We start from the raw sequence: 25,716 nt of genomic DNA, 5'->3' as shown, positions 1-25,716 counted from the left end.
TATTATCTCCTTTACCCTTCTATTTCTTTTTGTTTTTGCACAAAATCTTCTTCAGTCCAAACCTCTGTACCGAATGACTCTGCTTTCGCTAACTTAGAGCCTGCATCTTCACCTGCTATTACTAAATCTGTACGTTTAGTAACACTACTTGTGACCTTAGCCCCTTGCAAAGTTAACCAATCCGATGCTTCGTTCCGAGTCATTTGATATAGCTTACCGGTCAGTACAATCGTCTTTCCTTTAAAATCAGGGTGACCATCTAAATCACTTGTCTTAATCCCTTTATAAGTCATATTAACATGTTTTGACTGCAATTTATCAATCAGTGCCCGGATGTCCTCATTTGCTAAGTAAGTGACCACAGATTGTGCGAGTTTATGACCAATATCATGAATTGCTATCAGTTCTTCTTCAGTCACTTCAAATAAAGCATTCATTGTTTCATATTTCTCAGCAAGGACTTTGCTTGCTTTGACACCTAAATGTCGAATACCTAAGCCAAACAACAACTGCTCAAGTGAGTTTGATTTTGCTTTATCTATAGCATTTAATAAATTATCAACTTTTTTCTCACCCATACGCTCAAGTGGCAATAAGTCTTCTTTTGTTAAATAAAAAATATCCGCAATATCTTTAATTTTTTTATGTTCATAAAGTTGCTGAATAATCTTTGTTCCTAATCCATCTATATTCATTGCTTGTCGAGACACAAAATGAATGAGACCTTCGACTAACTGCGCCTGACATTTTGGATTTATACAACGTAACGCAACTTCGCCTTCTATTCTCACAAGTTCATGATCACAACTTGGACAATGCGTAGGCATATGATAAACAAGCGCTTCTTTAGGACGTCTATCAACGATGCTTTTGATAACCTCAGGAATGATGTCGCCTGCTTTTTTAATTACAACACTGTCACCAATTCGGATATCTCTGTCATGTATTAAATCTTCATTATGTAATGATGCCCTCGAAACAGTTGTCCCAGCAACTTTGACTGGTTCCAAAATAGCAGTCGGTGTCACGACACCCGTTCTTCCAATGCTAAGTTCAATATCCAATAATTCTGTAATAACCTCTTCAGCTGGAAATTTATATGCAATTGCCCAACGTGGTGATTTCTGAGTGAATCCAAGCGCTTCTTGCTGTTCTAAAGCATTCACTTTGATAACAATGCCATCTATATCATATGGTAAGTCTTCACGTTTTTCAGTCCACTTATCTATATATGCCAACACTTCATCTATTGTCGCCACTCTTTGTCGCTCTTGGTTAGTTTTAAAACCTAATTCATCTAATTCGTCTAATGCTTCACTTTGCGTATCTGCATTAAACTGAGTAAAATCATTCACACTATAAAGAAATACACTTAACTTTCGCTTAGCAGCAAGTTTCGAGTCAAGTTGACGTAGTGAACCGGCTGCTGCATTCCTCGGGTTTGCAAATGGTTGTTCTTCTTTTTCAGCTTTTGCTTTATTTAGATTAAAAAATGACTGCCTTGGCATGTAGGCCTCACCGCGAACTTCGAATGTTCTTGATTCTTTGATTTTCAAAGGAATGGCGTGGATGGTTTTAAGATTTTCTGTAATATCTTCACCCGTAGTTCCATCACCACGTGTTAGCCCTTGAACAAAGCGCCCATCCTCATACTTCAATGACACAGCTAAGCCATCTATTTTAAGCTCACACATATATTCAACATCACCGATATTATCTCGAATACGCTGATCAAACTTTCTCAAATCAGCTTCATTGAATGCATTTCCTAAGCTGAGCATTGGCGTATCATGATTAATTTTTTCAAATGTAGATTGTGCAGTACCACCTACTCTAACAGTGGGAGAATCTGGAGTTCGATATTCTGGGTGATTTGATTCAATTTCGATAAGTTCGTTGAGCAATTTATCATATTCACTATCTGGAACCGATGGATTATCGAGCACATAATATTCATATCCATAACGATTCAACAATTCATGTAACTCATTTACACGTGCCTGTATATCTGCCACAAACTATTCCTCCTTTTTCTTAATTGGTGCAAACTGTGCGAGTAAGCGTTTTGGCCCTTCCGATTTGAAAATAATATCTAATTCTACAGAACCATTTTTTTCTTTAACATTACTTACCATACCTTCACCCCATGATTTATGCATTACCTTGTCTCCTACGTTCCAGTCAGTAGCCACTTGTTGTTGCTTAGACGACGTTGCACGCTGACTGTGTGGACGCTTCGTAGGCTGTTTCGTAGCAGATTGGAAACGTTGACCTTGTGTTTGAGTTTTCGCTTTACTTTTAGATTCATTTTCCAATAAATCTTCGGGAATTTCTCTTAAAAATCTTGAAGGCATGTTTGATTGTGGACGACCAAATAACATTCTAGAAGTTGCATGTGTAAGATAAAGTATTTCTTCAGCACGTGTGATTGCAACATAGCAAATACGTCTCTCTTCTTGCATTTCGTGTTCTTCATCACTCTTAATTGCTCTAATATGTGGGAATAATGATTCTTCCATACCCATTATGAATACAATTGGGAACTCTAGCCCTTTTGCTGAGTGCATAGTCATGAGTGTAATACCATCTTCAATTTGTGCTTCATCAATATCTGCAATCAAAGATAAATCTGTTAAGAAATTAATGAGTGATTGCTCTTCCAATGGCGTATTTTCTTCATAATCTTTTGGAACTGACATAAATTCATCAATATTTTCCAATCTACTTCTTGATTCAAGAGTTTGTTCGCGGTCTAACATTTCGCGATAACCTGTTTGTTTTAACACTTCTTCAACTATTTCGGTAATTTCTAAAAATTCTTGCTGTTTAATTAAATTTTGCATTATATCATAAAAAGTGATGCATTCTTGTGTAACTTTTTTTGATAAACCAATGAAATCTACCTCGGCTAACGCATCAAACATACTTAAATCATTTTGTGCCGCATATGCTTGTATTTTATCCACTGATGACGGACCAATGCCACGTTTTGGGATATTGATGACACGTCTTAAACTAATATCATCATTACTGTTTGCAATAATACGTAAATAACTTAGCAAATCTTTAATTTCTTTTCTGTCATAGAATTTTTGACCGCCAACCATTGTATATGGCAGATTAGACTTCATAAATGTTTCTTCAAGAACACGAGATTGTGCGTTAGTACGATATAAAATCGCCATATCTTGATATTTTTTACCGTTTCTTTGATGCTTCATAATTTCACGCACAACATATTCCGCTTCATCTCGCTCGGTCGTTGCTTCATAGTAATGAATTTTATCGCCGCTCGTATTCCCCGTCCATAACCCTTTGGGTTTACGTTCAGAATTATTTTTAATAACTTCGTTCGCAGCATTTAATATATTTTTAGTTGAACGATAATTTTGTTCTAGGAAAATTGTTTTAGCTTCTGGATAGTCTTCTTCAAACGATAAAATATTTTGAATATCTGCGCCACGCCAACCATAAATAGACTGGTCAGAATCTCCTACCACACATAAATTTTTAAATTTAACAGCTAGTAATTTTACTAAAGTGTACTGTGCTTTATTGGTATCTTGATACTCATCTACGTGAATGTATTGGAACTTATTTTGATAATATTCTAATACGTCTGGTACATTTTCAAACAAACGTATCGTCATCATAATTAAATCATCAAAGTCGAGTGCTTCATTTCTAGATAATTGTCTTTGATAGCCTTTATATACCGTTGCAACCATTTGTTCATGATAGTCATTTGCTTCTTTTTGTGCATCTTCCGGTGTTTTCAATTCATTTTTCAAATTACTAATTGCACCAATAAACATTCGCGGTTCAAACTTTTTACTATCTATATTTTCATTTTTCAAAACATCTTTAATTACAGATTTTTGGTCTGTTGGATCAATAATTGTAAAATTTCGTTCTATACCTATACGATCAGCATCTCTTCTTAATATGCGTACACACATAGAGTGGAATGTAGACATCCATAATACTTGTGCTTGCTCTCCTACTAACGTTTCGACACGGGCTTTCATTTCTTTTGCTGCTTTATTTGTAAAAGTAATCGCTAATACGTTGTATGGAGACACGTCTTTTTCATCAAGTAAGTACGCAATACGATGTGTTAGCACACGTGTTTTTCCTGAGCCAGCACCCGCCATTATTAATAATGGCCCCTCTGTAGTACGTACTGCTTGGCTCTGTTCATCATTCATGTTATTTACTAATGCATTCATTTATGTGTCTCCTTTATCTCAACTGTTTTTAAAGCTTTATCCATATCTTCATATATAATATTTCCAACAATTATGGTATCAGCAATAGTCGCCATAGCATGTGCCTCTTCGTATGTACTAATGCCTCCACCATAAAATAATTGTGTTTCTGTTAACATATCTGCTGCTGCCTTCACCATACCTGTTTCACCATATGTGCCGCTATACTCGACATACATTACTGGCAATCGATACATATCATTGACCATCTGAGCATACGCTTCAATATCTTCATCAGTTAAATTGGTATTTGCTCGCGTCACTTTTGCAACTTTACAATCTGGATTAAGTACAACATAACCTTCAAACACGACTTCACTAAAGTCAATTAAATGCCCATATGTTTTTAATGCTTGCAAGAGCATTCCATTATGATATTTTACATCACTACTATTTAAAACTGTAGGTATAAAATACAAATCAAATCCAGGGATAACACTCTCGACATTGGAAATTTCTAAAACAAGCGGTATTGAATAGTTATTTATCCTATGCATCAATTGCGAAATATTATTCTCCGTGATGTTATCTGTTCCGCCTATCATAATGGCATCTGTACCAGACATACATATTCTCCTTAAATCATCGTCATTGAGTGATTTAGCAGGGTCTAATTTAAAAATATGTTTCCATGTTTTTATGTCATGCATGATATGTTACTCCTTCTTTTAGCATACATTTGATTATATCATTTTTATACAATGAGTTCTAAAATCCTGAAGAAAAAAACACCTCGAATTTACGAGATGTTTTAGGAAAGTATCACCCTTTTTTCATAAGGTGGTAATATCGTTCTAAATTTGTATTTTTTCTATCTATTGTTTTAGCTAATTGTGGACCAACATATCTTAAATGCCACGGTTCATAATTATAGCCCGTTTCACTTTCTTGACCTTTAGGATAACGAATAATAAATCCATAATCGGATGCGTGTTTTGCTAACCATTTCGCTTCTTTTGTATGTTCAAAATCCTCATGAAAATCTTCCATAGGTTTTTGAGTTCCCACATCAAATGCAAGGCCTGTTTGGTGTTCAGAATGCCCAGGTTTAGCAGCAAATTTTTCTGTTTTCGCTTTACCATCTTTTTTCTCAAATGATTTTACAACTTTTTCTTGATCTTGATAACTTCTATACCCACTAGTAATCATCAAATCTAAATGTTTTTTACGACTTTCCTTGATTAATTTTTTTAATTGTTTTTTAGCAACTTTATCTTCACCTGGTTTATAGCTAGGTGGTAATGCAATTTGTCTATTTACAAGAACATGACCATTCACATGTGTGACACCTTGTGTTTTATTGTGAAAAGGGAGTGCATTTTGAGGTTTTGTCACATATTTATTTGTTGGCTTATAATCATTGTTAAACGCTATTATTGAAACTATAGTAAGCGCACAAATTATTAAACAAGCGATTATAATTACCATTATTCTTTTGAACACATGTATCCCCCTTTATTATATAAAATACCTTCACACTTATTCAATCATATTTCCCAATATGTTACAAAATATTTTTAATTGTAATCAAACTATTTTACACACTACTTACTTTCAGATTCAATTTTACTGTCTAACAAAATGTCTATTTATTGAATAATACTATGCACTAGTCTTTGCATAATGAGTATGTCAGTTTACTCGTAACATGTACAACAAAAAATACCAACAAAGTTCAGCACTTTGTTGGCATCTTAGAAACGACTTCGATGTTTAAATCGAGTCGTTCTTTTGGTTAAACTTGTAAATTATTTGTCTATCGTTTCAATGTTCATACGATCGAGTATCATCGTATACGCATCATTTCCCCACTGCAACGATCTTTTCACACGAGAAATTGTTGCTGTCGATGCACCTGATTCTTGCTCGATAGTTGCATATGTGTAACCCTGTTTTATCATTTTAGCAACCTGTAAGCGTTGTGATAACGATTGAATTTCGTTAACAGTACACAAATCATCAAAAAATTCATAACACTCTTCTCTATTTTCCAGTGTTAGAATTGCATCAAATAGCTCGTCTAATGCTTTTCCTCTTAGTTTTTCTATTTGCATTTAAAACAACCCCTGTATTTTTCAATTTAATCTCAGTTTAACGTACTAATACATTAAAATATAATGATTTTACTTGAAAAATTAAATTATTCTAAACCAGCTCTTTGGAAAATTGTATCAACTTGGTTTAAGTGGTGTTTTGGATCGAAACATGCATCCAATTCTTCTTTCGATAATAAGTCAGTGATTGTATCATCTTGTTCAATAAGCGTTCTAAACGGTGTCTTCGTTTCCCAAGATTCCATAGCCTTTGGTTGTACTTTATCATATGCAGCTTCACGTGCCAATCCTTTATCGATTAGTGCTAATAGAACACGTTGAGAGAAAATAAGACCAAACGTTTTATCTATATTAGCTAACATATTATCTTCAAAAACAGTTAATCTATCTACGATATTTGTAAAACGATTTAATCCATAATCTAAGGCAATTGTCACGTCTGGCAACATTATACGTTCTGCTGATGAATGTGAAATATCTCTCTCGTGCCATAACGGTACATTCTCATATGCTGTCGTTACATATCCACGAATAACACGTGCAATACCTGTTATATTTTCAGAACCAATTGGGTTACGTTTGTGTGGCATAGCTGACGAACCTTTTTGACCTTTTGCGAATGCTTCTTCAACTTCACGCGTTTCTGTTTTTTGCAAGTTACGAATTTCAACAGCAAATTTTTCCATTGATGTACTGATTAAAGCTAGTGTTGCAATATAATATGCATGACGATCACGTTGTAAAGTTTGTGTTGATACTGGTGCCACATCTAAACCTAAGTGTTCACATACATACGCTTCAATTTCAGGTGGAATATTCGCAAATGTTCCAACTGCACCACTCATTTTACCAACTTCAATTTCTTCTCTCACACGCTTGAAGCGTTCTAAATTACGTTTCATTTCTGTATACCAAAGTGCCATTTTCACACCAAATGTTGTAGGTTCAGCATGCACACCATGTGTACGTCCCATCATTAATGTATATTTATAGTCTTTAGCTTTTCTAGCTAACACTTCAATAAAACGTTCTAGATCTTTTTCAATAATGTCATTAGCCTGTTTAATGACATAGCTTAACGCTGTATCTACAACATCTGTTGATGTTAATCCATAATGAACCCATTTGCGTTCTTCACCCAATGTTTCAGAAACCTGTCTTGTAAATGCTACAACATCATGACGTGTTTCTTGCTCAATTTCTAGAGCACGTTCTACATCTACCTTAGCATTTTCACGTATTTTCTTAACATCTTCTGCAGGAATGTCACCTAATTTACTCCACGCTTCACAAGCTAAAATTTCTACCTCTAACCATGCCTCATAACGATTTTGATCCGTCCAAATATTTGACATTTCTTCTCTAGAATAACGTTCTATCATTGAAATAAGCTCCTATCACACATAAATTTTTGTTCATTGCACTCAAAACATGTACATTTATTCAAATTAAAACACAAAAGTTCGTGTTTAACTTTTTCATCTATAGTTTAACAGAATTACGTTAAAAAGTATAAACCTTTTAAAGCTTATGAGGAAATTTTTTCATACAAATCAAAAACCGTTAAAGATTTATAAATCCATAACGGTTACTGAATTAACTTTCAATTAATTTACCAACAAATTCAATTTCTTGCTTAAATACTTCATGACTACCATCTTCATTTTCTTTAAAGACTGGTTTCTCATATCTTTTTATAGGACTGTAACCTGCTTCGCGCATGCGTTGTAAACAATCTTGTATACTTTCATTCTCTGCGACTTTAAACTTTTGCTGTTTCTTCATATACTTTCAACTTCATCCGTATCGTATTGTTTAAGTTTTTTACTTCTGACACCTTTAGCCCAGAATCCTCCATGAATCGTACGAGGCTCATAAGCAACGATAAATGCTTTTTCATCAATTTGTTTAATTGTTTCGATAAGTTTAAACTCAAATCGTCTCGGTGTAAGTATTTGTAGAATCAGCCGTTTACCATCTCTTCCGTATGCAGTGTTATGTGTGACACCATATCCTAAATCTCTCAATTGTCTTGGTAAATCTAATTCATATTCTGATGATGTTACATTGACTACTGTGTAACCAAGCGCTAATTTTTCTTCAATCTTCATACCCACTATAATTCCGATTGAAAATCCTAATGCATAAGCAAACACATTTTGAATTTGATCTAAACTCGACATCACCATGCCCAGTCCAACAACATAGACAAGTACTTCTAAAAAACTCACGATTGCCGCTACATAACGATAACCTTTTAGCGTTAAAATTGTACGCATCGTAAGACACGTCACATACGCGACATTAATAACAAATATTGCTAACACCATTAACCATGGATTAGAAGTTATCACTGACATGACCATTATCCTTTCTCTTACGTTAAATTCAAGTAATTTTATCAATTACAATTTCTTTTGTCACTAAAAATTTATCGAACTACTTTAATTTTTTGGCCATGTGTATCTTGTATATGCTAACTCTCGTTTATGCGCATTTTTTATATAGTGTTTTTCAATGATTGCCTTCGCTTCACTCGGAACGGATTTTCCTTCTAAATAATCATCAATGTGTGCATATGTCACACCTAATGCTTCTTCATCTGGTAATTGTGGTTTATCATCTTCCAAATCCGCTGTTGGTACTTTTTCGTATAAATGCTTAGGTGCTTCTAGATAAATCAATAACTGCTTACCTTGTCTTTTATTTAATCCAAATAGCGGTGCAATATCTGCCGCACCATCTCCATGCTTAGTGAAAAAGCCTGTTATATTTTCTGCTGAGTGATCCGTACCAACCACAATACCCTGTTTATTGGACGCGATAGAATATTGTACTTTCATACGTTCACGCGCTTTTTCATTTCCTTTTTGAAAATCAGTAAGTTCAATTCCAGCATCATATAGTGATTGTATACTTTGATCGACTGCTGGTTTAATATTCACTGTTACGACTTCATCTGGTTTAATAAATGCTAATGCATCCTCTACTTCTGCCGCATCTTTTTGCTGACCATATGGCAATTTTACTGCAATAAATTTACAATCATTACCTTCGCTTTTTAATTCATCTACTGCTAATTGGCACAATTTACCGGCTAAAGTAGAATCTTGACCACCAGAAATACCTAACGTTAATGATGCAATAAATGAATGAGATTGAACATAGTGCTTTATAAATTGAATAATTTGACGTACTTCATCTTTACTTTCAATCGTAGGTTTTACTTTCATTTCTTTGACCACAATATCTTGTAAATTACTCATGTTCTTCCTCCATCTCTTTAACATGTTCTGCGACTTCAAAGATGCGTTTGTGTTTATTTTCCCAACATAACGTACTTAAATCAACTGGATACTCTTGGGGATTTAAATGACGCTTATTTTCATCCCATAAATAGGAAAGACTTTCTTTTAAATACTGCTGTGCTTCAGTTTCACTTGGCAGATCGTAAACCAATTGACCATTTTTGAAAATGTCATGATGTAAATCTTTAGCAATGAATGATTTTATAAATTTCATTTTATACGTATGGACTGGATGGAATAATTTTAAAGGAGACTCTTGATATGGGTCTTCATGTTCTAACGTGATATAGTCCCCTTCTGCTTTATTGGTTTTTTTGTTGATAATTCGATATACATTTTTCTTGCCTGGTGTTGTCACTTTTTCCGCGTTATTGGATAGCTTGATACGATCCACATATGAGCCATTTTGGTCTTCAACGGCAACTAATTTATAAACTGCACCAAGGGCTGGCTGGTCATAACCTGTTATCAATTTTGTACCTACACCCCAAGCATCTACACGTGCTCCTTGAGATTTCAAGCTGGTAATCGTCTGTTCATCTAAATCATTTGAAGCTATAATTTTAGCGTTTGGAAAGCCTGCTTCATCTAACATGCGGCGCGCTTCTTTTGATAGATACGCAATATCGCCTGAATCTAAACGAATACCCACAAAGTTAATCGCATCTCCTAGTTCTTTCGCAACTTTAATTGCTGTCGGCACACCGGATTTTAAAGTGTGGAATGTATCTACTAAAAATACACAATCCTTATGTCTTTCAGCATATTTTTTAAAAGCAATGTATTCATCACCATATGTCTGTACCATTGCATGGGCATGCGTCCCTGAAACTGGCACCCCGAATAATTTCCCAGCACGTACATTACTTGTGGAATTAAATCCGCCTATATAAGCTGCTCTTGCGCCCCATAAAGCTGCATCCGCTTCTTGCGCACGTCTCGTTCCAAATTCCATTAACATATCATCATGTGCCACTTGTCGAATTCTACTTGCCTTCGTAGTAATCAATGTATGGAAATTCACTATATTTAACAACATTGTTTCAATTAATTGTGCTTGAATGAGTGGTGCTTCAACTCTAAGTAATGGTTCATTGCCAAAACAAAGTTCTCCTTCTTGCATTGAGCGAATATTACCAGTAAATTTCAAGTTTTTTAAATATCCTAAGAAATCCTCTTGATAACCAATAGATTTTAAATACGAGATATCTGATTCTGAAAAATGAAAACTATTGATATATTCAATCACACGTTTCAAACCATTAAACACTGCATAACCACTGTTAAATGGCATATTTCTAAAATATAAATCAAATACGGACATACGTTCATGAATGCCGTCATTCCAATAACTTTCTGCCATATTTATTTGATATAAATCATTATGCAATACTAATGTATCGTCTTCATATTGGTACACAACCATCTCTCCAATCAACTTTTCCATTAGTTTAGCACAAAAGAAAGATGATTAGCACATTAAACAGTGTTAAATCCATTTCAAAATCCTATTGATTTTCCCTTTTTAAATTTATTCTCAATTTTGATTAAAATGTGTCACTTTGTGCGACAAACTAATGACATTTGCACACTTTGACGTTATAAATTCATAAAAATGATTTATACTATTTCTTGAGGTGTTTATATGTTAGAAGAAGCTAAATCTTTTATAAAAACGATGTATAATGAGTTGAATTATGATAAAGAGCGCATAGTTGACAGACTTAAAGAAATTGAAACTGATATACAGGCTACCGGGACATATGACCATACAACGGAAGAATTGAGCTATGGCGCTAAAATGGCCTGGCGTAATTCAAACCGTTGTATTGGCCGTTTTTTCTGGGAGTCTTTGACCGTAGCAGATGCAAGACACATACAAAACGAAGATGAGTTTATTCATGCTATAGAACAGCATATTCAAATTGCAACGAATAATGGGAAAATCAAACCTTATATTACAATTTTTTCAAAAGATAATCCTCCACAGATTTATAATAATCAATTAATTAGATATGCAGGTTATGATGATTGTGGCGATCCATCAGAAATTAAAGTGACTCAACTTGCTCAGCATTTGGGTTGGCAAGGTGAACATACCGATTTTGATGTTCTACCTTTAATCTATAAAATGCCAAATGGCACAATGAATTATTACGCATATCCATCCTCTTTAATTAAAGAGGTACCGATTCGCCATCATCGTTTTCCCAAATTAGAAGCATTAGGTTTAAAATGGTATGCTGTACCAATTATTTCCAGTATGGATTTAAAAATTGGTGGTATTACTTATCCTACTGCTCCATTCAATGGCTGGTATATGGTCAATGAAATAGCAGTCAGAAATTTTACAGACACATACCGTTATAATTTATTAGAAAGTGTTGCAGATGCCTTTGAATTTGATACACTAAGAAATAATTCTTTCAATAAAGATCGTGCCCTTGTTGAATTAAATGATGCTGTTTACCAGTCATTTAAAAATGAAGGCGTATCAATTGTCGATCATGTAACAGCATCCAAACAATTTGAACGATTTGAATTAAACGAATCAAAACAAGGTAGAGACGTCACTGGCAAATGGTCTTGGTTAGCCCCTTCGTTGTCTCCAACATTAGTATCTAATTATCACCATGGATACAATAATGAAATAAAAGAACCAAACTTCTTTTACAAAAAAGCGGAGACTAAAGGTTGTCCATTCCATTAAATTTCTACCCACATTGCTAATTAAGGGGAACATCAAATGAAACTTTATTATTTAGGTCCAAAAGGCACATTTTCATATTTAGCTGCAACACAATACAAATCAGAGTCTGAAGTAGAATATACTTCCAAATCCAATCTCTATGAAGTTGTCGCATCTGTTTCCAATGATAACGATAGTATCGCAATAGTCCCAATTGAAAATTCTATCGAAGGCACAATCAATATTGTTGCTGACTCACTTACGCAACAAAATATCTATGCCCAAGGTGAGCTCCATTTAGACATTCAGTTTGCCTTATATGGTAATCAAAACGCTACGATTAATGACATTTCCAAGGTCTACTCTATTGGACCCGCAATTAGTCAAACTAGTCAATATATACAAGCGCATGGTTTTGCTATAGATTATGTAGATAGTACTGTCCAAAGTTTAGAAAAAATTGCTGACGGTGTTGGTGCCATTGCGCCTTTAGGTAGTGGTGAAGCATATGGTTATGAACCTATTGCTCAAAATATTCAAGATTTCCCTCATAATGTTACGCGTTTTTTAGTAGTTAGCAATCAGCCAAAGCATATACCGCATGCAAGTGACACAATGTTGTTGATTACACCAAAATTTGATAAACCTGGTTTATTGGCTAGCATATTAAATACATTTGTATTATTTAACATCAATCTTTCTTGGATTGAATCTCGACCCTTAAAAACACAACTCGGCATGTATCACTTTTTTGTGCAAGCAGACACTTCAATTTCTGATGATTTATCGAAAGTGATTAAAATATTAAATACTTTAGATTTTCAAGTAACTATAATTGGTTCTTTCAATAAATTGAATTAATTTTTTAAATAAAAAGCCAGCCGTACACCTTGTTATTGAAGGATACGACTGGTTTTAATTTATTTAAAGGCTTCGCTTACTTTAATGGTAACGGTTGTGTTACATCAATACCTAAGACAGGTGGAACTAAGAAATATACGATTAAGACAATGACGATAATACTCAATATATTGACCCAGAACCCAACTGATGCCATTTTTTTAATACTAATTTTCCCTGTGCCAAATACAATGGCGTTAGGTGGCGTACCTACGGGCAACATATAGGCACAATTGGCTGCCATAGCTGCTGGCACCATCAACAGTAACGGATGAACATGAACTGCTACCGAAAGTGTGGCTAATATTGGTAAAATCATTGTTGCCGTTGCAGTATTTGAAGTAATTTCCGTTAAGAATAAAACAAAAATTGTAATTACAATAACAATTAACAATGGACTGACACCTTCGATAAGCTTTAATTGTTCGCCGAGCCAATGGGCCAATCCACTTTCAGAAATACCTTTTGCTAAAGCTAAACCTCCACCAAATAAGATTAAAACGCCCCACGGTAAGTCTTTTGCAACTTCCCAATCTATAATACGGTTTATGTTTGGTTTTATTTTTAGCTGGAATTAAAAACAATAAGACAGATATAAACATGGCAATCGTACCGTCTGCAACTTCGGAAGTAAAAGACCAGTGTTTCAGCAAGAATTCTCTACTTATCCATAGAAAACTTGCCAGTAAAAATACGATTAATACGACTTTTTCTTCATATTTCATTCTTCCTAATTCATTAAGTTTTTGCTTAATTAATTGTTGTCCACCTGGTAGAGCTTTCATATCATGTTTAAATGCTATATAGCGAATATAAGCCCAAACTAAGAATAATAAGACTATAACGGTTGGTACACCAATAATCATCCACTTTGCAAAACTAATTTCTTCCCCAAATGCAGATTGATATTGTCCTTTGAGTATAATTAATGGTGGCGTACCGATGAGTGTGCCTAATCCACCTATCGTTCCTGCATAACCAATTGCTAGGACTAATGATTGTTCAAATTTTGAAATACTTTCCGATTTCACCTGATGGTCCTTTAATTCATTCGCTTCTTTGATAATTGCTAACCCTATCGGTATCATAATCATAACGGCCGCAGTATTTGAAACAAACATCGATAAAAAACCTGTTGCAATCATAAATCCTAATAATATTTTTCCAGTACTTGTGCCTAATGTATTAATGATTGTTAAAGCTACACGTGTATGTAGTTCCCATCTTTCCATAGCGATAGCTAATATAAAACCACCTAAAAATAAGAAAATGATATCATTACCATATTGTGCCGACACTTCTTCTGGATTTAATACATGACCTACTGGCAATAATACTAACGGTAATAAACTTGTGGCAGCAATAGGTATCGCTTCAGTAATCCACCAAGTCGCAATCCATAAAGTGATTGCTAATACAAAAACACCTTTACCTGATAAATTATCTGGATGTACGAACAATAACGTTAACGCAAACAATAATGGTCCTAACAATAGTCCTACAAATTGACCAACATTGTACGATTTCCCTTCGTTTTTATTCGAGAAAAACATCAAGTAATTTGAACGTTGGTCTTCCCCTCTGTTTGAATATTTCATATGCTTCCCCCTCCAATTATTGTCTGAATATTCATAATAATTTATTAGAGTATAACATAATTAAATTCAAAATGAAGTTCAATATTAAAGCGTTTTCATTAAACTTTGCTTTAATACTTTTTTAATATATTAACTTCCTGCATTGACTTTTTTAAGATTGACAGTTATAACATTAGCCAACGTTAAATTCTTGATATCTTGTAAATATAGACTTTGCGCTTTATTAGAAAAATGATTACTCGCGATAACTATACCATCATGTTTGACTAGGTTATAACTTTGTACATGAATTGCATCTTTTTCCATTTTGTCGAGAAATGTATTTTCATATATATTCAAATTTTTCCCAGCTTGAGTTGTTCTCTCAACACCTTTTAGATCTTTGGCATTTTTACCGTCTTTTACCGCCAAAAATCGAATACCACCTACACAATTATCAAAGGTATTATGGTGGATGTATGTATCTTTTGATTTAAGTGGTGTTAACGCATAGTGCTTCATCTCATCGAATGTATTATATCGAATGTGGATATTTTCATAATATTGATCAAAACGACTTGCATGCGAACCAATCGCTCGATTCCACGGCTGCATTGTTGGTGTATCTGAATTTCCAAAATAACAATGCTCTATGATTACATTTTTAGTAATTGTCCCATCTGTCGCTCCAAATTTAGGAAAGGCACCTGGTACTTGTATATCTAATTGTACGGCTTCAGAGAAAAATCTTGACCCATCAGAATCATGAAAACCAATAAACTTACAATTTTTAATATATAATCCATTTATACCGCATGCATCAAGACAATGTCCTCCAACCACATCTTTGAATGTCACATCAATAATTTGAATATCTTCTGCATGCCCCATACACATCGCTGTATTATTGTATGGGAATTGATATCCATTCATATCAAATGTGCCACCCACAATGTGTATATGACTATTACCATCATAGCCATAATAAGACTTGAAACGGCGTCCATTTTTCAATAGCGTATCTTTACCCATTCGCTTTAATACTGCATTTTCGTCTAATTGTAATGTTGTGTCACTATATATTACGAGAGATTTACGAATGTGATATTCCCCTGCAGGTATATAAATCGTTGTGCCTTTATGTTTTTTTGCGTAATTTAGCGCCTTTTGCATTGCATGTGTATCCTTATATTTGCTGTTGCCTTTTAGTCCAAACTGTTTTGCATTAATAATCATAAGTCCAACCCTTTCTTATCCATTACTTTATAATATACATTTATAATAATGTTTAAACACAATTTCTATACCTTTATTGATTGGCCTACTTAAGCTATAATTACTATTATATTTAATATTGGGAGTGTTTTTATCTTATGAAAAATAGTGCATTAATCGTCGTAGATTATTCAAATGACTTTGTTGCAGAAAATGGTAAATTAACATGCGGGCTACCTGGACAACAAATTGAAAATTACATTGTTGAAAGAATTGAAGCATACAACAATAAACAATCAGACATTTTCTTTATGATGGATTTACATTATGAAGAAAACAAGTACCATCCAGAAAGTAAATTATTCCCACCGCATAATATCATTGGTACACCTGGTAGAGAACTTTATGGAAAAGTTAACGACCTCTATCAAAATATTCTATTTAACGATCATGTCCACTATTTAGACAAAACACGTTACGATTCATTCTGTGGGACATCATTAGATCTCATGTTACGCGAACGCAATATTCAACACTTAGAAATTGTCGGTGTATGTACAGATATTTGTATCTTACATACTGCAATCAGCGCCTATAACTTAGGCTACGCGATGACCATTTCACACAGAGGCGTTGCTTCTTTCAACCCTTCTGGCCACAATTGGGCATTGGAACATTTTAAAAATTCACTAGGTGCTGAAGTAGAATAACAGTACTACATCGTGCTAAAATAATAATAACAATAACTATAGAATTAAGGAGAATTTAGAAATGACAAAAACTTATATTTTTGGACATAAAAATCCAGATACTGACGCAATTTCATCTGCAATTATCATGGCAGATTTTGAACAATTAAGAGGAAATCACGAAGCAAAAGCATACCGTTTAGGCGAAGTAGGTCCTGAAACACAATACGCTTTAGATTATTTTAATATTAGTGCACCAGAATTACTGAATGATGATTTATCAGATCAAAATGTTATTCTAGTTGACCATAACGAATTCCAACAAAGTGCGGATTCCATTGCTGATGCAACTGTTCAACACGTTATCGATCATCACAGAATTGCAAATTTTGAAACAGCAGTGCCATTATATTACCGTGCAGAACCAGTCGGTTGTACTGCGACAATTTTATATAAAATGTACAAAGAACGTGGTTTTGAAATCAAACCAGAAATCGCTGGATTAATGATTTCTGCAATTATTTCCGACAGCTTACTATTCAAATCACCAACTTGTACAGAACAAGATGTACAAGCAGCTGAAGTATTAAAAACAATTGCCGACGTTGATTTAGAATCTTATGGCTTAGATATGTTAAAAGCCGGTGCTTCTACTAAAGATAAATCGGCTGCTGATATTTTAACAATGGATGCGAAATCATTTAATATGGGCGACTATACTACACGTATTGCACAAGTGAACACAGTCGATATTGATGAAGTGTTTGCCCGTCAAGAAGAACTTGAAAAAGCTATGCTTGAAACGAGCGCTGATGAAAAGTATGACCTATTCGTACTAGTTGTGACTGATATTATCAATAGTGACTCAAAAATCTTAGTCGTTGGTGCTGAAAAAGATAAAGTAGGTTCTGCTTTCAATGTTGCACTTGAAAATAATGCTGCGTTCTTACCAGGTGTTGTTTCTCGTAAAAAACAAGTTGTTCCACAAATCACAGAAGCTTTGACTAAATAATCGTTTCTAAACATTTAATCAAATATATTTAATTAAAAATTTTATGTTATGATGAGTATGAAATTGATATACTCTGCTACAATGCAACTTTTCAATATTTCATCTCTTCTAGGCAAAATGCTGACAGAACTGAAAAACTTTATATAAAGTCTATTTTTAATTCAGTCAGCTACTGCCAACTTAACAATTGAGGCTGCGACATACATGGATGTCCTAGCCTCTTTTTATCAATCCATGTATATTTGATATCCAATCGTACTAGGAGGAATCTATTTGAATTCAATAGAACAAACTTTCCACAATAGTAAGCAGTATTTTAATACACACGTAACCAAAGATTTAAAATTTAGAAAAAAGCAACTGAAACTACTGAGTAAAAGCATTAAAAATCATGAAGAAGCATTACTAAATGCCTTTGAAACAGATTTAGGTAAAAATAAAGTCGAGGCATATGCTACAGAGATTGGTTTTACTTTAAAAAATATTAAAAATGCGCGGAAAGAGCTAAAAAATTGGGCAAAACGTAAGCAAATTAATACCCCTATTTATATGTTTCCAACCAAAAGTTATATTATGAAAGAACCCTATGGTACTGTATTGATTATCGGGCCTTTCAATTACCCGTTCCAGTTACTCATTGAACCGCTCATAGGAGCCATTGCAGCTGGAAATACAGCAATCTTGAAACCTTCAGAATATACACCAAATGTTTCAGATGTCGTAAAAAATATTATCGAAGATGTATTTGATCCTGAATATATAAGTGTATGCCAAGGTGATGTGGAGACTACGCAGTCACTCATTCACTTACCTTTCGACTATATCTTTTTCACGGGTAGCGAAAATGTGGGACGCATAGTTTATCAAGCAGCGAGTTCAAATTTAATACCAGTTACTTTAGAACTTGGTGGTAAATCACCCGTGATTGTTGACGAAACGGCAAATATTAAAGTTGCTAGTGAGCGTATTAGCTTTGGTAAATTTACAAATGCAGGACAAACATGCGTTGCACCCGATTACATTCTGGTTAATCGTAAAGTGAAAAATGAACTTATTACTGCACTTAAAAAAACAGTGACCGAGTTCTATGGAAAGTCAATTCAAGATAGTCCTGATTTTGGACGCATTGTTAATAAGAAACACTTTAATCGTTTAAACCACTTATTGGGTGTTCATCAAACTGAAATTGCTTTTGGCGGTCAAGTTGATGCAGATGATAGATATATTGCACCTACCTTATTAGATGATATTACTTTCGATGCTAAAATTATGGAAGATGAAATTTTTGGTCCTATTTTACCAATTATTACATATGATGATTTCGATGAAGCCATTGACTTAATTCGATCTAAACCTAAACCACTCAGTTTATATTTATTTAGTGAAGATGAAAATATAACAGAACGCGTCCTCAATGAAATTTCATTTGGTGGAGGCGCGATTAATGACACACTAATGCAACTCGCCAATCCAAACTTACCTTTTGGGGGCGTTGGCGCTTCAGGTATTGGTCAATATCATGGTAAATATAGTTTCGAGACATTTAGTCATAACAAATCATATATTTTCAAATCAACACGACTTGAATCAAGCTTGTTATTCCCACCCTATAAAGGCAAATTCAAATATATTAAAACATTTTTTAACAAATAATAAATTAACTTTGCTTTTTACGAAGCTGGGGCATGATGATGTCCCGGTTTTTTATTTTGATAACTGTACGTATGTTTTATTAATTCATCAAAAATAGCCCGATAATTACGCTAAGTAACTATCGGGCTTGATGTTTATCTTATTAATACATAATTTAGTGTATTATAAGTGAATATTCACCTTTATTTTAAAAACTGAACACATACGCCTTCTGGTGCTGTATGACTGCGATCTACTTCCTCTAATTTACCTGTCACTTTATCACGTTTAAACACCGTCAGCACATAATCACCTTCTTGATGCGCACATACTAAATAATTATCTGATTCTGTAATGTTAAAATCACGTGGGAATTCTCCACCACTAGCTACTATATCCACAAGTGAAATTGTTGCCCCCTCATCACTCACCTTGAATATTGCGATACTATCATGACCACGATTACTAATATATAAGAAATTTTGATCCTGTGACATTCTTACCGCTGATAGTTTTGTATCACCATCAAAATTCTCTGGTATTGTTGTATGACGTGCAATTTCGGTAAACTTACCATCTTCGTATGTTAACGTACTTACAATATTAGATAATTCATGCACGACATACGCATATTTCCCATTTTCATGGAATACAATGTGTCTTGGACCATCTCCTGGTTCAAAATCAATCACAGCATATTCGGTAAATCCTCCATCTCCAAATTGATACGTTACAACCTTATCTGTTCCTAAATCCATTGCCACAGCATAATTTTCATCCGGTGTTGTATTCATATAATGGACGTGTGGGTTGTCTTGTCTTTCAGATGGACCAGTAGGATAGTCATGTGCAAGCTCTTGGATAAGACGTACAACTTCACCTGTTTCTGGATTAGCTTCATATATACGTGCTAAACCTGCACCGTAGATGGCTTCGAAAATATATTTTCCGTCTGGTGATGCTGAAACATAGCAACCATTACCAGCTGTTGAAGCCAAACATTTATTAATCAGCGTTAGTGTGCCATCCGCTTCTATTTTCAAGCTAGCAACACCGCAATGATCGCCTTCTTTTGTAACAGCATATAAAAATGACTGATGCTGGTTTACATATGTTGATGCTTCAAGTTCATAACCCGTTTCAACTTCTATTACTTTACCAGTATGTTCATCTAGTTGAAAACGGTAAATACCTTCACCTTCTTTTTTCGTATACGTACCAATATAACCTGTTGTTGTCATGTAAACCCCTCCATAGTATGATAATTTCATTTTAATAAAGATTTATGACAAAAGACAATATAAAGAATTATCCACTTGCAAAATAGAACGTGCGTTCGTATAATAGAAATAACGATTGGAGTGATGATACATGACTAATTTAAAAACAAACGAAACAGATTACAGAAAGATTCCTCGAGACCAACTCAATCCAAATATCCCACAAGGACGAGGTATGGTGAAATGGGCACCGTTCGCTACTTTACCAGAACAATTTGAAGCAATACAGCAGTATCTTACTGATCAAAATAAAATTGATCGTCCCATATTATCTGACGATCAATTAAATGAATTAAATATTCAGCTTCACCATGCATTACATTCAAATGCGTTTGTACATATCGAATATTATCAATCCGGGTGGTTAGAGCATATTACATTAAAAATTAAAAACATAGATATGATTCAAATGTCTTTAGAGGGATACTCTAAGCAACGTGCTAATATCGAGAAACTTTCACTTTTAGACATTACTAGAATTTCACAGGAATCCGATAGCTAATTCAAAATAAATCATTCTAAACTACGCCTAACTCTTTCACGTATCTTAAAAATTGCATAAAAAAACTGCCACAAAGTCAAAAGACTTTGTTGACAGTTATCATCAAACAACAATGTGTTTAAAATTAATTATTAGATTCAATATCTGAAATAATTTCTTTTGTTTTGCTTTCAATATCTTCAAAATCTTTTTTGAAAATGTAAGCAAATACAACTGCACCAATACCTGCTGCTAATGATACAGTTAAAATTGTACCGAATACAAATTTAAATAAACCTTTAATAAAATTCCACATTCTGTTTCACCTCAATAATTTATTAACATATCTACTACTTATGATAGCATATTTAACTACATCATTAAATATATACCCATTTTTCAATGTTTTAATTAGCATATTAATAATATCATTAAGTTTTACATTTAAAAAATAAAATGGCTAACATCCGAAGATATTAGCCACTCTAGGTTTCATTCGCTAAAAGTTTTAGTTACCCCACCAATAATCCCAAGCATATTTTACTTTGTTATAAATAGATGACAATTTATTCACCCCATTAAAATAATCGCAGTATACATCGCTAATTGTCTTTGTTACCCTTATATTAATCTCTGATAAGAAATAATGCAATTAAATACAAATTACAATAAAGTTACACTTTTGTAAGATTATATAAATAATAGGAGTTTTTATTATGCAAACTGTAAAATCTGATATTCTCACTCATCGTGGCTCACACTTTGATCTCGGCGTTCAAACAGCACAATGGATGCAACAAACGCCTTTATTAAAAAATAGAGAAAAAGAATGGAAAAAACGTATGCCTCGTTTTGATATACATATCAAAGAAACTTATGATATTTTCCAAACCTATGCACCTCAAATATGGGAAGAACTCCGAGGCATGCAAGAAGTACTTAATTTACCTACACGTCAAATGATACTCAACTTCGCACATTACCGTTTTACACTACTTAAAAATAGTGGCTGCACCGTGTATTTAGGTCAAGATTATATGGTTCGTAATTATGATTACCATCCAGCAACATATGATGGTCGTTATTTATTATTCCAACCCAATGACGGCGGTTTAGCACAAATAGGTCCTACATCACGGGTTACAGGGCGCATGGATGGCATGAATGAAGCTGGATTAGCAATGGGGTATAACTTTATGCACCGTAAACATCCAGGTGATGGTTTCGTTTGCTATATGATTGGTAGGCTTATATTACAATACTGTAAAGATGTTTCCGAAGCCATTAAATTATTGAAAGAAATACCACATAGAAGTTCATTTAGTTATATTGTTATGGATAAACATTTAAATCATGCAATTATTGAAATTACACCACGTTCAATTGAAGTACGCTATGATCATACTTGTACAAACCATTTCAAAATATTAACTCATGAAAACAGAAATTACACGAAAGAATCCATCCAACGCATGGAACGTCTCGTAAACCAAACTACTTCTCCACTTGATAAAAAGGATGCCTTTACGTTATTCAATAATCCAAAATACGATATTTATAGCAAACTATTCAAAAGTTGGTCAGGCACGATACACACAAGTATGTATGAACCACAATCTCTAATAACACATATTACACTTGGAGAAAATAAGGCACCTACAAAAATAGATTTTCAAAAATGGCTTGACGGTGAACCATTAAAGATCAAAACACTTAGTGGAGAAATAGATACCGATTTGACTTTCGCAACATATTAATAGATAAAATCAAAACCACCCGTAAAACGGGTGGTTTGCTCTTGGGCTATAAGCCCGCTTTACCGGCTAGCGTCTAAAGGCGCTGGCTTTTTCATTTTCAATGTCCAAGCCAAAATGCCATTGCCACTTTTGCTAGCCTCTAAAGAGGCATTTGACTTACTTTAATAACCCTTAAAAGGGTCTTCATATTCTTTAACACTCAATTTATCTATTGCTTTATCATGCTTTTCTTGATTTTGTATATATTTTTTTATTGTTGCTTCATTTAATCCTACGGTACTGACATAATATCCTTCTGCCCAAAAGTGTCTGTTTCCAAATTTATATTTCAGGTTTGCATGTTTATCAAATATCATCAATGCACTTTTTCCTTTTAAATATCCCATAAAACTCGACACACTAATTTTAGGTGGGATACTCACAAGTATGTGAACATGATCAGGCATCATATGACCTTCAATGATCTCAACACCTTTATATTTGCAAAGTAATTGTATAATCTCTATCAACGATGAGCGATATTGATTATATATTATTTTTCTTCTATACTTTGGAGTAAATACAATATGGTATTTACACATTTTGTATGGGCTAAACTTTTTGCTTTATTAGCCATCATAATCCCTACTTTCGTACTTTATTTGGCTTGAACACCTATATTGTACTTAATCGTAGGGATTTTTTGTATAACTTATATTGCCCACCTGCATAGCAGGTGGGTTATTGTTTCGTACGTTTCACGTACTCAACTGACTAAAGTCATTAATCAAAAACTGTCTGAGCAAAAATCTCAGACAGTTTTCAAAATCATTTAATATTAATGTCTCCATGTAATGTATATAACTCTAAGATATGATTTCCGGAACCAACCTTATCATTTTTGAAACTTTTATTTCTTACATTTGCTTGGCCATCTTCAGGATTAAGCTTCAGTAATACATCTTTAGGTTCATTATTATAAGACATATTAATATCTCCATTTTTGCTTGATGCCTTAAAAGCAGAATCGATATCCATGGAACTTAAATTAAGACTTCCTTTTCTTACAGATAACACACCATCTTTAATCAACGAATTACTACCTTTAATTTCAGCACGTTTTGTTTTAATTAAAGCATTTTTTACTGAACTATTTTTTATTCGAATAGGTGCTTCTTCAGATTTGTATTTCAAATTATCAATTTTATTGCTATCAATATAAGAAGGGAAAATGGTGTCGCCAGCTGTGCTAATATCAACATTTCCAACTTCTAATGCTTTTAGTTGTAACCCAAATCTGTTATTAGAAACTTTCAATTGCTTTAATTTTTTGTCGGGTACAGTAATTTCCATTTGAGGACGAACCTTTCTAAATGGATTAAAATTCAATCCATACCAATCCACTCTTTTCTTTGTGTCTTCAATCACAAGTTCATTATTCTGCTGTTTAATGTCAACTTCATTTATGCCTTTATAGTGAACTTCAAAATGATCACCTTTAACAACATTGACTTTTGCCCCAGCATTTTTAATATTCAATGAATCAATTTTATTATCATCAAATGTTTTATTAACGCTATTAACTTTATTGCTTTGTTTTTCAAAGCCAAACCATGTGATACAACCTAAAAGAAAACAGACAACAAATAAAGTTAAACCGACTATAAATAATTTCTTCATTTATCTGCCCTACCTTTAATTGTTCGAATATTCCAACGTAAATATTTTAGTATTAAACGATAAACAAGTTCAGCTAGTTTAGCAATTGTCACAAATAGTACCATACCTAAACCTGTGAAGGAAAGAGCGAATAAATAATTACTAATAGCCATACTTAACATATGATTCATTAACCCATGAACTAGGAGTAAAATTGGACTCAGAAAAAAAAGTAAAGCTGCAAATAATAAAATTAACATAAAACCACCGACAAAAATCATCGGTATTAAAATGATAATTAAGGACAAAATACTCATGCCCAATGAAGCCGTTATCGCTCTCAAAATGGTTCTCGCATTTGTAAGATGCTCAGCAGTATCTATTGCATTCCGTGCAGTAATCTCTTTGCCAATTTGTTTGGGTGATTCTAAAGCCCCAATAATTTGATATTCATTTTTTCCATCACTTTCTTGTTCAAAAAAGTATTGTTCATATTCATACATGACATTGTCGCGTTCAGACCTAGGTAAGCCACTTAGCTCTTGCTCTAATTCATTTAAGAACGTAATTTTATCCAAAAATATCTACCGCCATTCAAGTTCTAGAATCGATATCCTATCTTTTGCAAAATTAAAGAATGACAAATTTTCATTCTTTGTCATTCTTTAATTTTGTTACTTTTATTTTTTATAAATTTCAATTTTCTTTATTTTATCATGTTTGTGCACAATAGATAACTTAATATCATTCTTTTTATCTTGATAAGTAATAAGTCGATAAGATTTTCTTAGATGTTTTTCGTGGTAATGCTCACCCAACTCTTGTATCGCATCTTGAACATTACCTTCAATTTCCCCGTTGAAGTTAGTCTTGATATCTTGATTTTTTGTCAATGTCATAGCTTTTAAGTTGTTATTTGACTTATTTACTTTAAATACTAAATTAGGCTGATTCTTTTTCGAATACAAACCATATTTTTTTAAAAACACATCATCATTCGCTATATATTTACTTTTATCAATTTTCGAATCTAACCTCATATCATCAATCGATAAATATGATAAATCCGTAGAGTGTTCACTTTTAGTATAATTTACAAATAATAACGTACCTACACCCATAATAAGAAAAATCGCGCACACTATTACTTTACTTAGATTTCGTATGATCACTTTTATCATCATCTCCATTACTTAATCAATATAGCATAGACAAA

Annotated in this window: 23 protein-coding genes and 2 pseudogenes; 7 read left to right on the top strand and 18 right to left on the bottom strand. The window is 33.6% G+C overall.

Annotated features, from left to right (window positions below; translation table 11 throughout):
* Positions 1 to 11: 11 nt before the first annotated feature.
* The 10 genes from ligA to BJS11_RS10210 all read right to left on the bottom strand — a co-directional run bounded on the left by ligA (position 12) and on the right by BJS11_RS10210 (position 11,050).
* Positions 12 to 2,015, bottom strand: coding sequence for an NAD-dependent DNA ligase LigA (gene ligA, locus BJS11_RS10255; RefSeq protein ID WP_069996097.1), 2,004 nt, complete (start codon positions 2,013 to 2,015; stop codon positions 12 to 14).
* A gap of 3 nt (positions 2,016 to 2,018) precedes the next feature.
* Positions 2,019 to 4,229 (bottom strand): DNA helicase PcrA, encoded by a 2,211-nt coding sequence (gene pcrA / locus BJS11_RS10250; protein ID WP_069996096.1) that lies wholly within the window; start codon positions 4,227 to 4,229, stop codon positions 2,019 to 2,021.
* On the bottom strand, positions 4,226 to 4,918 hold the full coding sequence (gene pcrB, locus BJS11_RS10245; RefSeq protein WP_069996095.1) for a heptaprenylglyceryl phosphate synthase: 693 nt from the start codon (positions 4,916 to 4,918) through the stop codon (positions 4,226 to 4,228). The genes pcrA and pcrB overlap by 4 nt, the downstream gene beginning before the upstream one ends.
* 112 nt (positions 4,919 to 5,030) lie before the next feature.
* Positions 5,031 to 5,711 (bottom strand): M15 family metallopeptidase, encoded by a 681-nt coding sequence (locus BJS11_RS10240; RefSeq protein WP_069996094.1) that lies wholly within the window; start codon positions 5,709 to 5,711, stop codon positions 5,031 to 5,033.
* A gap of 305 nt (positions 5,712 to 6,016) precedes the next feature.
* Positions 6,017 to 6,322: a YerC/YecD family TrpR-related protein gene (locus tag BJS11_RS10235; protein WP_069996093.1), complete on the bottom strand. Its 306-nt coding sequence runs from the start codon at positions 6,320 to 6,322 to the stop codon at positions 6,017 to 6,019.
* An 86-nt stretch (positions 6,323 to 6,408) separates the two neighbouring features.
* Positions 6,409 to 7,704: an adenylosuccinate lyase gene (gene purB / locus BJS11_RS10230; RefSeq protein WP_069996092.1), complete on the bottom strand. Its 1,296-nt coding sequence runs from the start codon at positions 7,702 to 7,704 to the stop codon at positions 6,409 to 6,411.
* Between the two features lie 214 nt (positions 7,705 to 7,918).
* Positions 7,919 to 8,107, bottom strand: a complete 189-nt coding sequence (locus tag BJS11_RS10225; RefSeq protein WP_069996091.1) for an NETI motif-containing protein — start codon at positions 8,105 to 8,107, stop codon at positions 7,919 to 7,921.
* On the bottom strand, positions 8,104 to 8,682 hold the full coding sequence (locus BJS11_RS10220; protein WP_069996138.1) for a DUF2179 domain-containing protein: 579 nt from the start codon (positions 8,680 to 8,682) through the stop codon (positions 8,104 to 8,106). Before BJS11_RS10220 ends, BJS11_RS10225 begins: the two co-directional genes overlap by 4 nt.
* Positions 8,683 to 8,766: 84 nt before the next feature.
* Positions 8,767 to 9,588 (bottom strand): NAD(+) synthase, encoded by an 822-nt coding sequence (nadE, locus tag BJS11_RS10215; RefSeq protein WP_069996090.1) that lies wholly within the window; start codon positions 9,586 to 9,588, stop codon positions 8,767 to 8,769.
* Entirely contained in the window at positions 9,581 to 11,050 is a 1,470-nt protein-coding gene (locus BJS11_RS10210; protein ID WP_069996089.1) for a nicotinate phosphoribosyltransferase, read from the bottom strand. Before BJS11_RS10210 ends, nadE begins: the two co-directional genes overlap by 8 nt.
* A gap of 225 nt (positions 11,051 to 11,275) precedes the next feature.
* Between BJS11_RS10210 and BJS11_RS10205 the strand changes: the two genes are divergently transcribed.
* Both BJS11_RS10205 and BJS11_RS10200 read left to right on the top strand, forming a co-directional pair.
* Positions 11,276 to 12,340 carry a nitric oxide synthase oxygenase gene (locus tag BJS11_RS10205; RefSeq protein ID WP_069996088.1) on the top strand — a complete coding sequence of 355 codons (1,065 nt, stop codon included), beginning with the start codon at positions 11,276 to 11,278 and terminating at the stop codon, positions 12,338 to 12,340.
* A gap of 36 nt (positions 12,341 to 12,376) precedes the next feature.
* Positions 12,377 to 13,180 (top strand): prephenate dehydratase, encoded by an 804-nt coding sequence (locus BJS11_RS10200; protein ID WP_069996087.1) that lies wholly within the window; start codon positions 12,377 to 12,379, stop codon positions 13,178 to 13,180.
* Between the two features lie 76 nt (positions 13,181 to 13,256).
* On the opposite strand, the pseudogene BJS11_RS10195 reads toward BJS11_RS10200, so the two are convergent.
* Both BJS11_RS10195 and BJS11_RS10190 read right to left on the bottom strand, forming a co-directional pair.
* Positions 13,257 to 14,817, bottom strand: a pseudogene (locus BJS11_RS10195) (SLC13 family permease).
* A 129-nt stretch (positions 14,818 to 14,946) separates the two neighbouring features.
* Complete coding sequence (locus BJS11_RS10190; protein WP_069996086.1) at positions 14,947 to 16,032, bottom strand: glycosyl hydrolase family 28-related protein; 1,086 nt, start codon at positions 16,030 to 16,032, stop codon at positions 14,947 to 14,949.
* A gap of 137 nt (positions 16,033 to 16,169) precedes the next feature.
* On the opposite strand from BJS11_RS10190, the gene BJS11_RS10185 reads away from it, so the two are divergent.
* From BJS11_RS10185 to BJS11_RS10175, 3 genes are all read left to right on the top strand, one after another.
* Positions 16,170 to 16,721 (top strand): cysteine hydrolase family protein, encoded by a 552-nt coding sequence (locus BJS11_RS10185; RefSeq protein ID WP_069996085.1) that lies wholly within the window; start codon positions 16,170 to 16,172, stop codon positions 16,719 to 16,721.
* 61 nt (positions 16,722 to 16,782) lie between these two features.
* The gene (locus BJS11_RS10180) at positions 16,783 to 17,712 is read left to right on the top strand and encodes a manganese-dependent inorganic pyrophosphatase (RefSeq protein ID WP_069996084.1); all 930 of its coding nucleotides are present in this window, start codon (positions 16,783 to 16,785) and stop codon (positions 17,710 to 17,712) included.
* Between the two features lie 273 nt (positions 17,713 to 17,985).
* Complete coding sequence (locus tag BJS11_RS10175; protein ID WP_069996083.1) at positions 17,986 to 19,365, top strand: aldehyde dehydrogenase; 1,380 nt, start codon at positions 17,986 to 17,988, stop codon at positions 19,363 to 19,365.
* A gap of 182 nt (positions 19,366 to 19,547) precedes the next feature.
* On the opposite strand, the gene pglS is transcribed toward BJS11_RS10175, so the two are convergent.
* Positions 19,548 to 20,585, bottom strand: a complete 1,038-nt coding sequence (gene pglS / locus BJS11_RS10170; RefSeq protein WP_069996082.1) for a 6-phosphogluconolactonase — start codon at positions 20,583 to 20,585, stop codon at positions 19,548 to 19,550.
* A 130-nt stretch (positions 20,586 to 20,715) separates the two neighbouring features.
* On the opposite strand from pglS, the gene BJS11_RS10165 reads away from it, so the two are divergent.
* On the top strand, positions 20,716 to 21,126 hold the full coding sequence (locus BJS11_RS10165) for a YolD-like family protein (protein WP_069996081.1): 411 nt from the start codon (positions 20,716 to 20,718) through the stop codon (positions 21,124 to 21,126).
* A gap of 124 nt (positions 21,127 to 21,250) precedes the next feature.
* Here BJS11_RS10165 and BJS11_RS13625 read toward each other — a convergent pair whose 3' ends face one another.
* The gene (locus BJS11_RS13625; protein ID WP_002482806.1) at positions 21,251 to 21,421 is read right to left on the bottom strand and encodes a hypothetical protein; all 171 of its coding nucleotides are present in this window, start codon (positions 21,419 to 21,421) and stop codon (positions 21,251 to 21,253) included.
* A gap of 400 nt (positions 21,422 to 21,821) precedes the next feature.
* Between BJS11_RS13625 and BJS11_RS10160 the strand changes: the two genes are divergently transcribed.
* Positions 21,822 to 22,862: a C45 family autoproteolytic acyltransferase/hydrolase gene (locus BJS11_RS10160; protein WP_069996080.1), complete on the top strand. Its 1,041-nt coding sequence runs from the start codon at positions 21,822 to 21,824 to the stop codon at positions 22,860 to 22,862.
* A 161-nt stretch (positions 22,863 to 23,023) separates the two neighbouring features.
* On the opposite strand, the pseudogene tnpA reads toward BJS11_RS10160, so the two are convergent.
* From tnpA to BJS11_RS10140, 4 genes and pseudogenes are all read right to left on the bottom strand, one after another.
* A pseudogene (tnpA, locus tag BJS11_RS10155) lies at positions 23,024 to 23,478 on the bottom strand (IS200/IS605 family transposase).
* 191 nt (positions 23,479 to 23,669) lie between these two features.
* A complete protein-coding gene (locus BJS11_RS10150; protein ID WP_069996613.1) occupies positions 23,670 to 24,521 on the bottom strand; it encodes a DUF4097 family beta strand repeat-containing protein in 852 nt (283 codons plus the stop codon).
* Positions 24,518 to 25,078, bottom strand: a complete 561-nt coding sequence (locus tag BJS11_RS10145) for an HAAS signaling domain-containing protein (RefSeq protein WP_069996612.1) — start codon at positions 25,076 to 25,078, stop codon at positions 24,518 to 24,520. Before BJS11_RS10145 ends, BJS11_RS10150 begins: the two co-directional genes overlap by 4 nt.
* A gap of 102 nt (positions 25,079 to 25,180) precedes the next feature.
* Entirely contained in the window at positions 25,181 to 25,681 is a 501-nt protein-coding gene (locus BJS11_RS10140) for a hypothetical protein (protein ID WP_069996611.1), read from the bottom strand.
* Positions 25,682 to 25,716: the final 35 nt, after the last annotated feature.

The sequence above is a fragment of the Staphylococcus caeli genome (assembly GCF_900097965.1).
Lineage (GTDB): Bacteria > Bacillota > Bacilli > Staphylococcales > Staphylococcaceae > Staphylococcus > Staphylococcus caeli.
This window is presented reverse-complemented; position numbering and strand designations above follow the sequence as displayed.

Bases quoted from the DNA above. Each gene is read 5' to 3' on its own strand.
- pcrA (WP_069996096.1), bottom strand. From the start codon at position 4,229: ATGAATGCATTAGTAAATAACATGAATGATGAACAGAGCCAAGCAGTA.
- pcrB (WP_069996095.1), bottom strand. From the start codon at position 4,918: ATGCATGACATAAAAACATGGAAACATATTTTTAAATTAGACCCTGCT.
- BJS11_RS10235 (WP_069996093.1), bottom strand. From the start codon at position 6,322: ATGCAAATAGAAAAACTAAGAGGAAAAGCATTAGACGAGCTATTTGAT.
- purB (WP_069996092.1), bottom strand. From the start codon at position 7,704: ATGATAGAACGTTATTCTAGAGAAGAAATGTCAAATATTTGGACGGAT.
- BJS11_RS10225 (WP_069996091.1), bottom strand. From the start codon at position 8,107: ATGAAGAAACAGCAAAAGTTTAAAGTCGCAGAGAATGAAAGTATACAA.
- BJS11_RS10220 (WP_069996138.1), bottom strand. From the start codon at position 8,682: ATGTCAGTGATAACTTCTAATCCATGGTTAATGGTGTTAGCAATATTT.
- nadE (WP_069996090.1), bottom strand. From the start codon at position 9,588: ATGAGTAATTTACAAGATATTGTGGTCAAAGAAATGAAAGTAAAACCT.
- BJS11_RS10205 (WP_069996088.1), top strand. From the start codon at position 11,276: ATGTTAGAAGAAGCTAAATCTTTTATAAAAACGATGTATAATGAGTTG.
- BJS11_RS10200 (WP_069996087.1), top strand. From the start codon at position 12,377: ATGAAACTTTATTATTTAGGTCCAAAAGGCACATTTTCATATTTAGCT.
- BJS11_RS10190 (WP_069996086.1), bottom strand. From the start codon at position 16,032: ATGATTATTAATGCAAAACAGTTTGGACTAAAAGGCAACAGCAAATAT.
- BJS11_RS10185 (WP_069996085.1), top strand. From the start codon at position 16,170: ATGAAAAATAGTGCATTAATCGTCGTAGATTATTCAAATGACTTTGTT.
- BJS11_RS10180 (WP_069996084.1), top strand. From the start codon at position 16,783: ATGACAAAAACTTATATTTTTGGACATAAAAATCCAGATACTGACGCA.
- pglS (WP_069996082.1), bottom strand. From the start codon at position 20,585: ATGACAACAACAGGTTATATTGGTACGTATACGAAAAAAGAAGGTGAA.
- BJS11_RS10165 (WP_069996081.1), top strand. From the start codon at position 20,716: ATGACTAATTTAAAAACAAACGAAACAGATTACAGAAAGATTCCTCGA.
- BJS11_RS13625 (WP_002482806.1), bottom strand. From the start codon at position 21,421: ATGTGGAATTTTATTAAAGGTTTATTTAAATTTGTATTCGGTACAATT.
- BJS11_RS10160 (WP_069996080.1), top strand. From the start codon at position 21,822: ATGCAAACTGTAAAATCTGATATTCTCACTCATCGTGGCTCACACTTT.
- BJS11_RS10150 (WP_069996613.1), bottom strand. From the start codon at position 24,521: ATGAAGAAATTATTTATAGTCGGTTTAACTTTATTTGTTGTCTGTTTT.
- BJS11_RS10140 (WP_069996611.1), bottom strand. From the start codon at position 25,681: ATGATAAAAGTGATCATACGAAATCTAAGTAAAGTAATAGTGTGCGCG.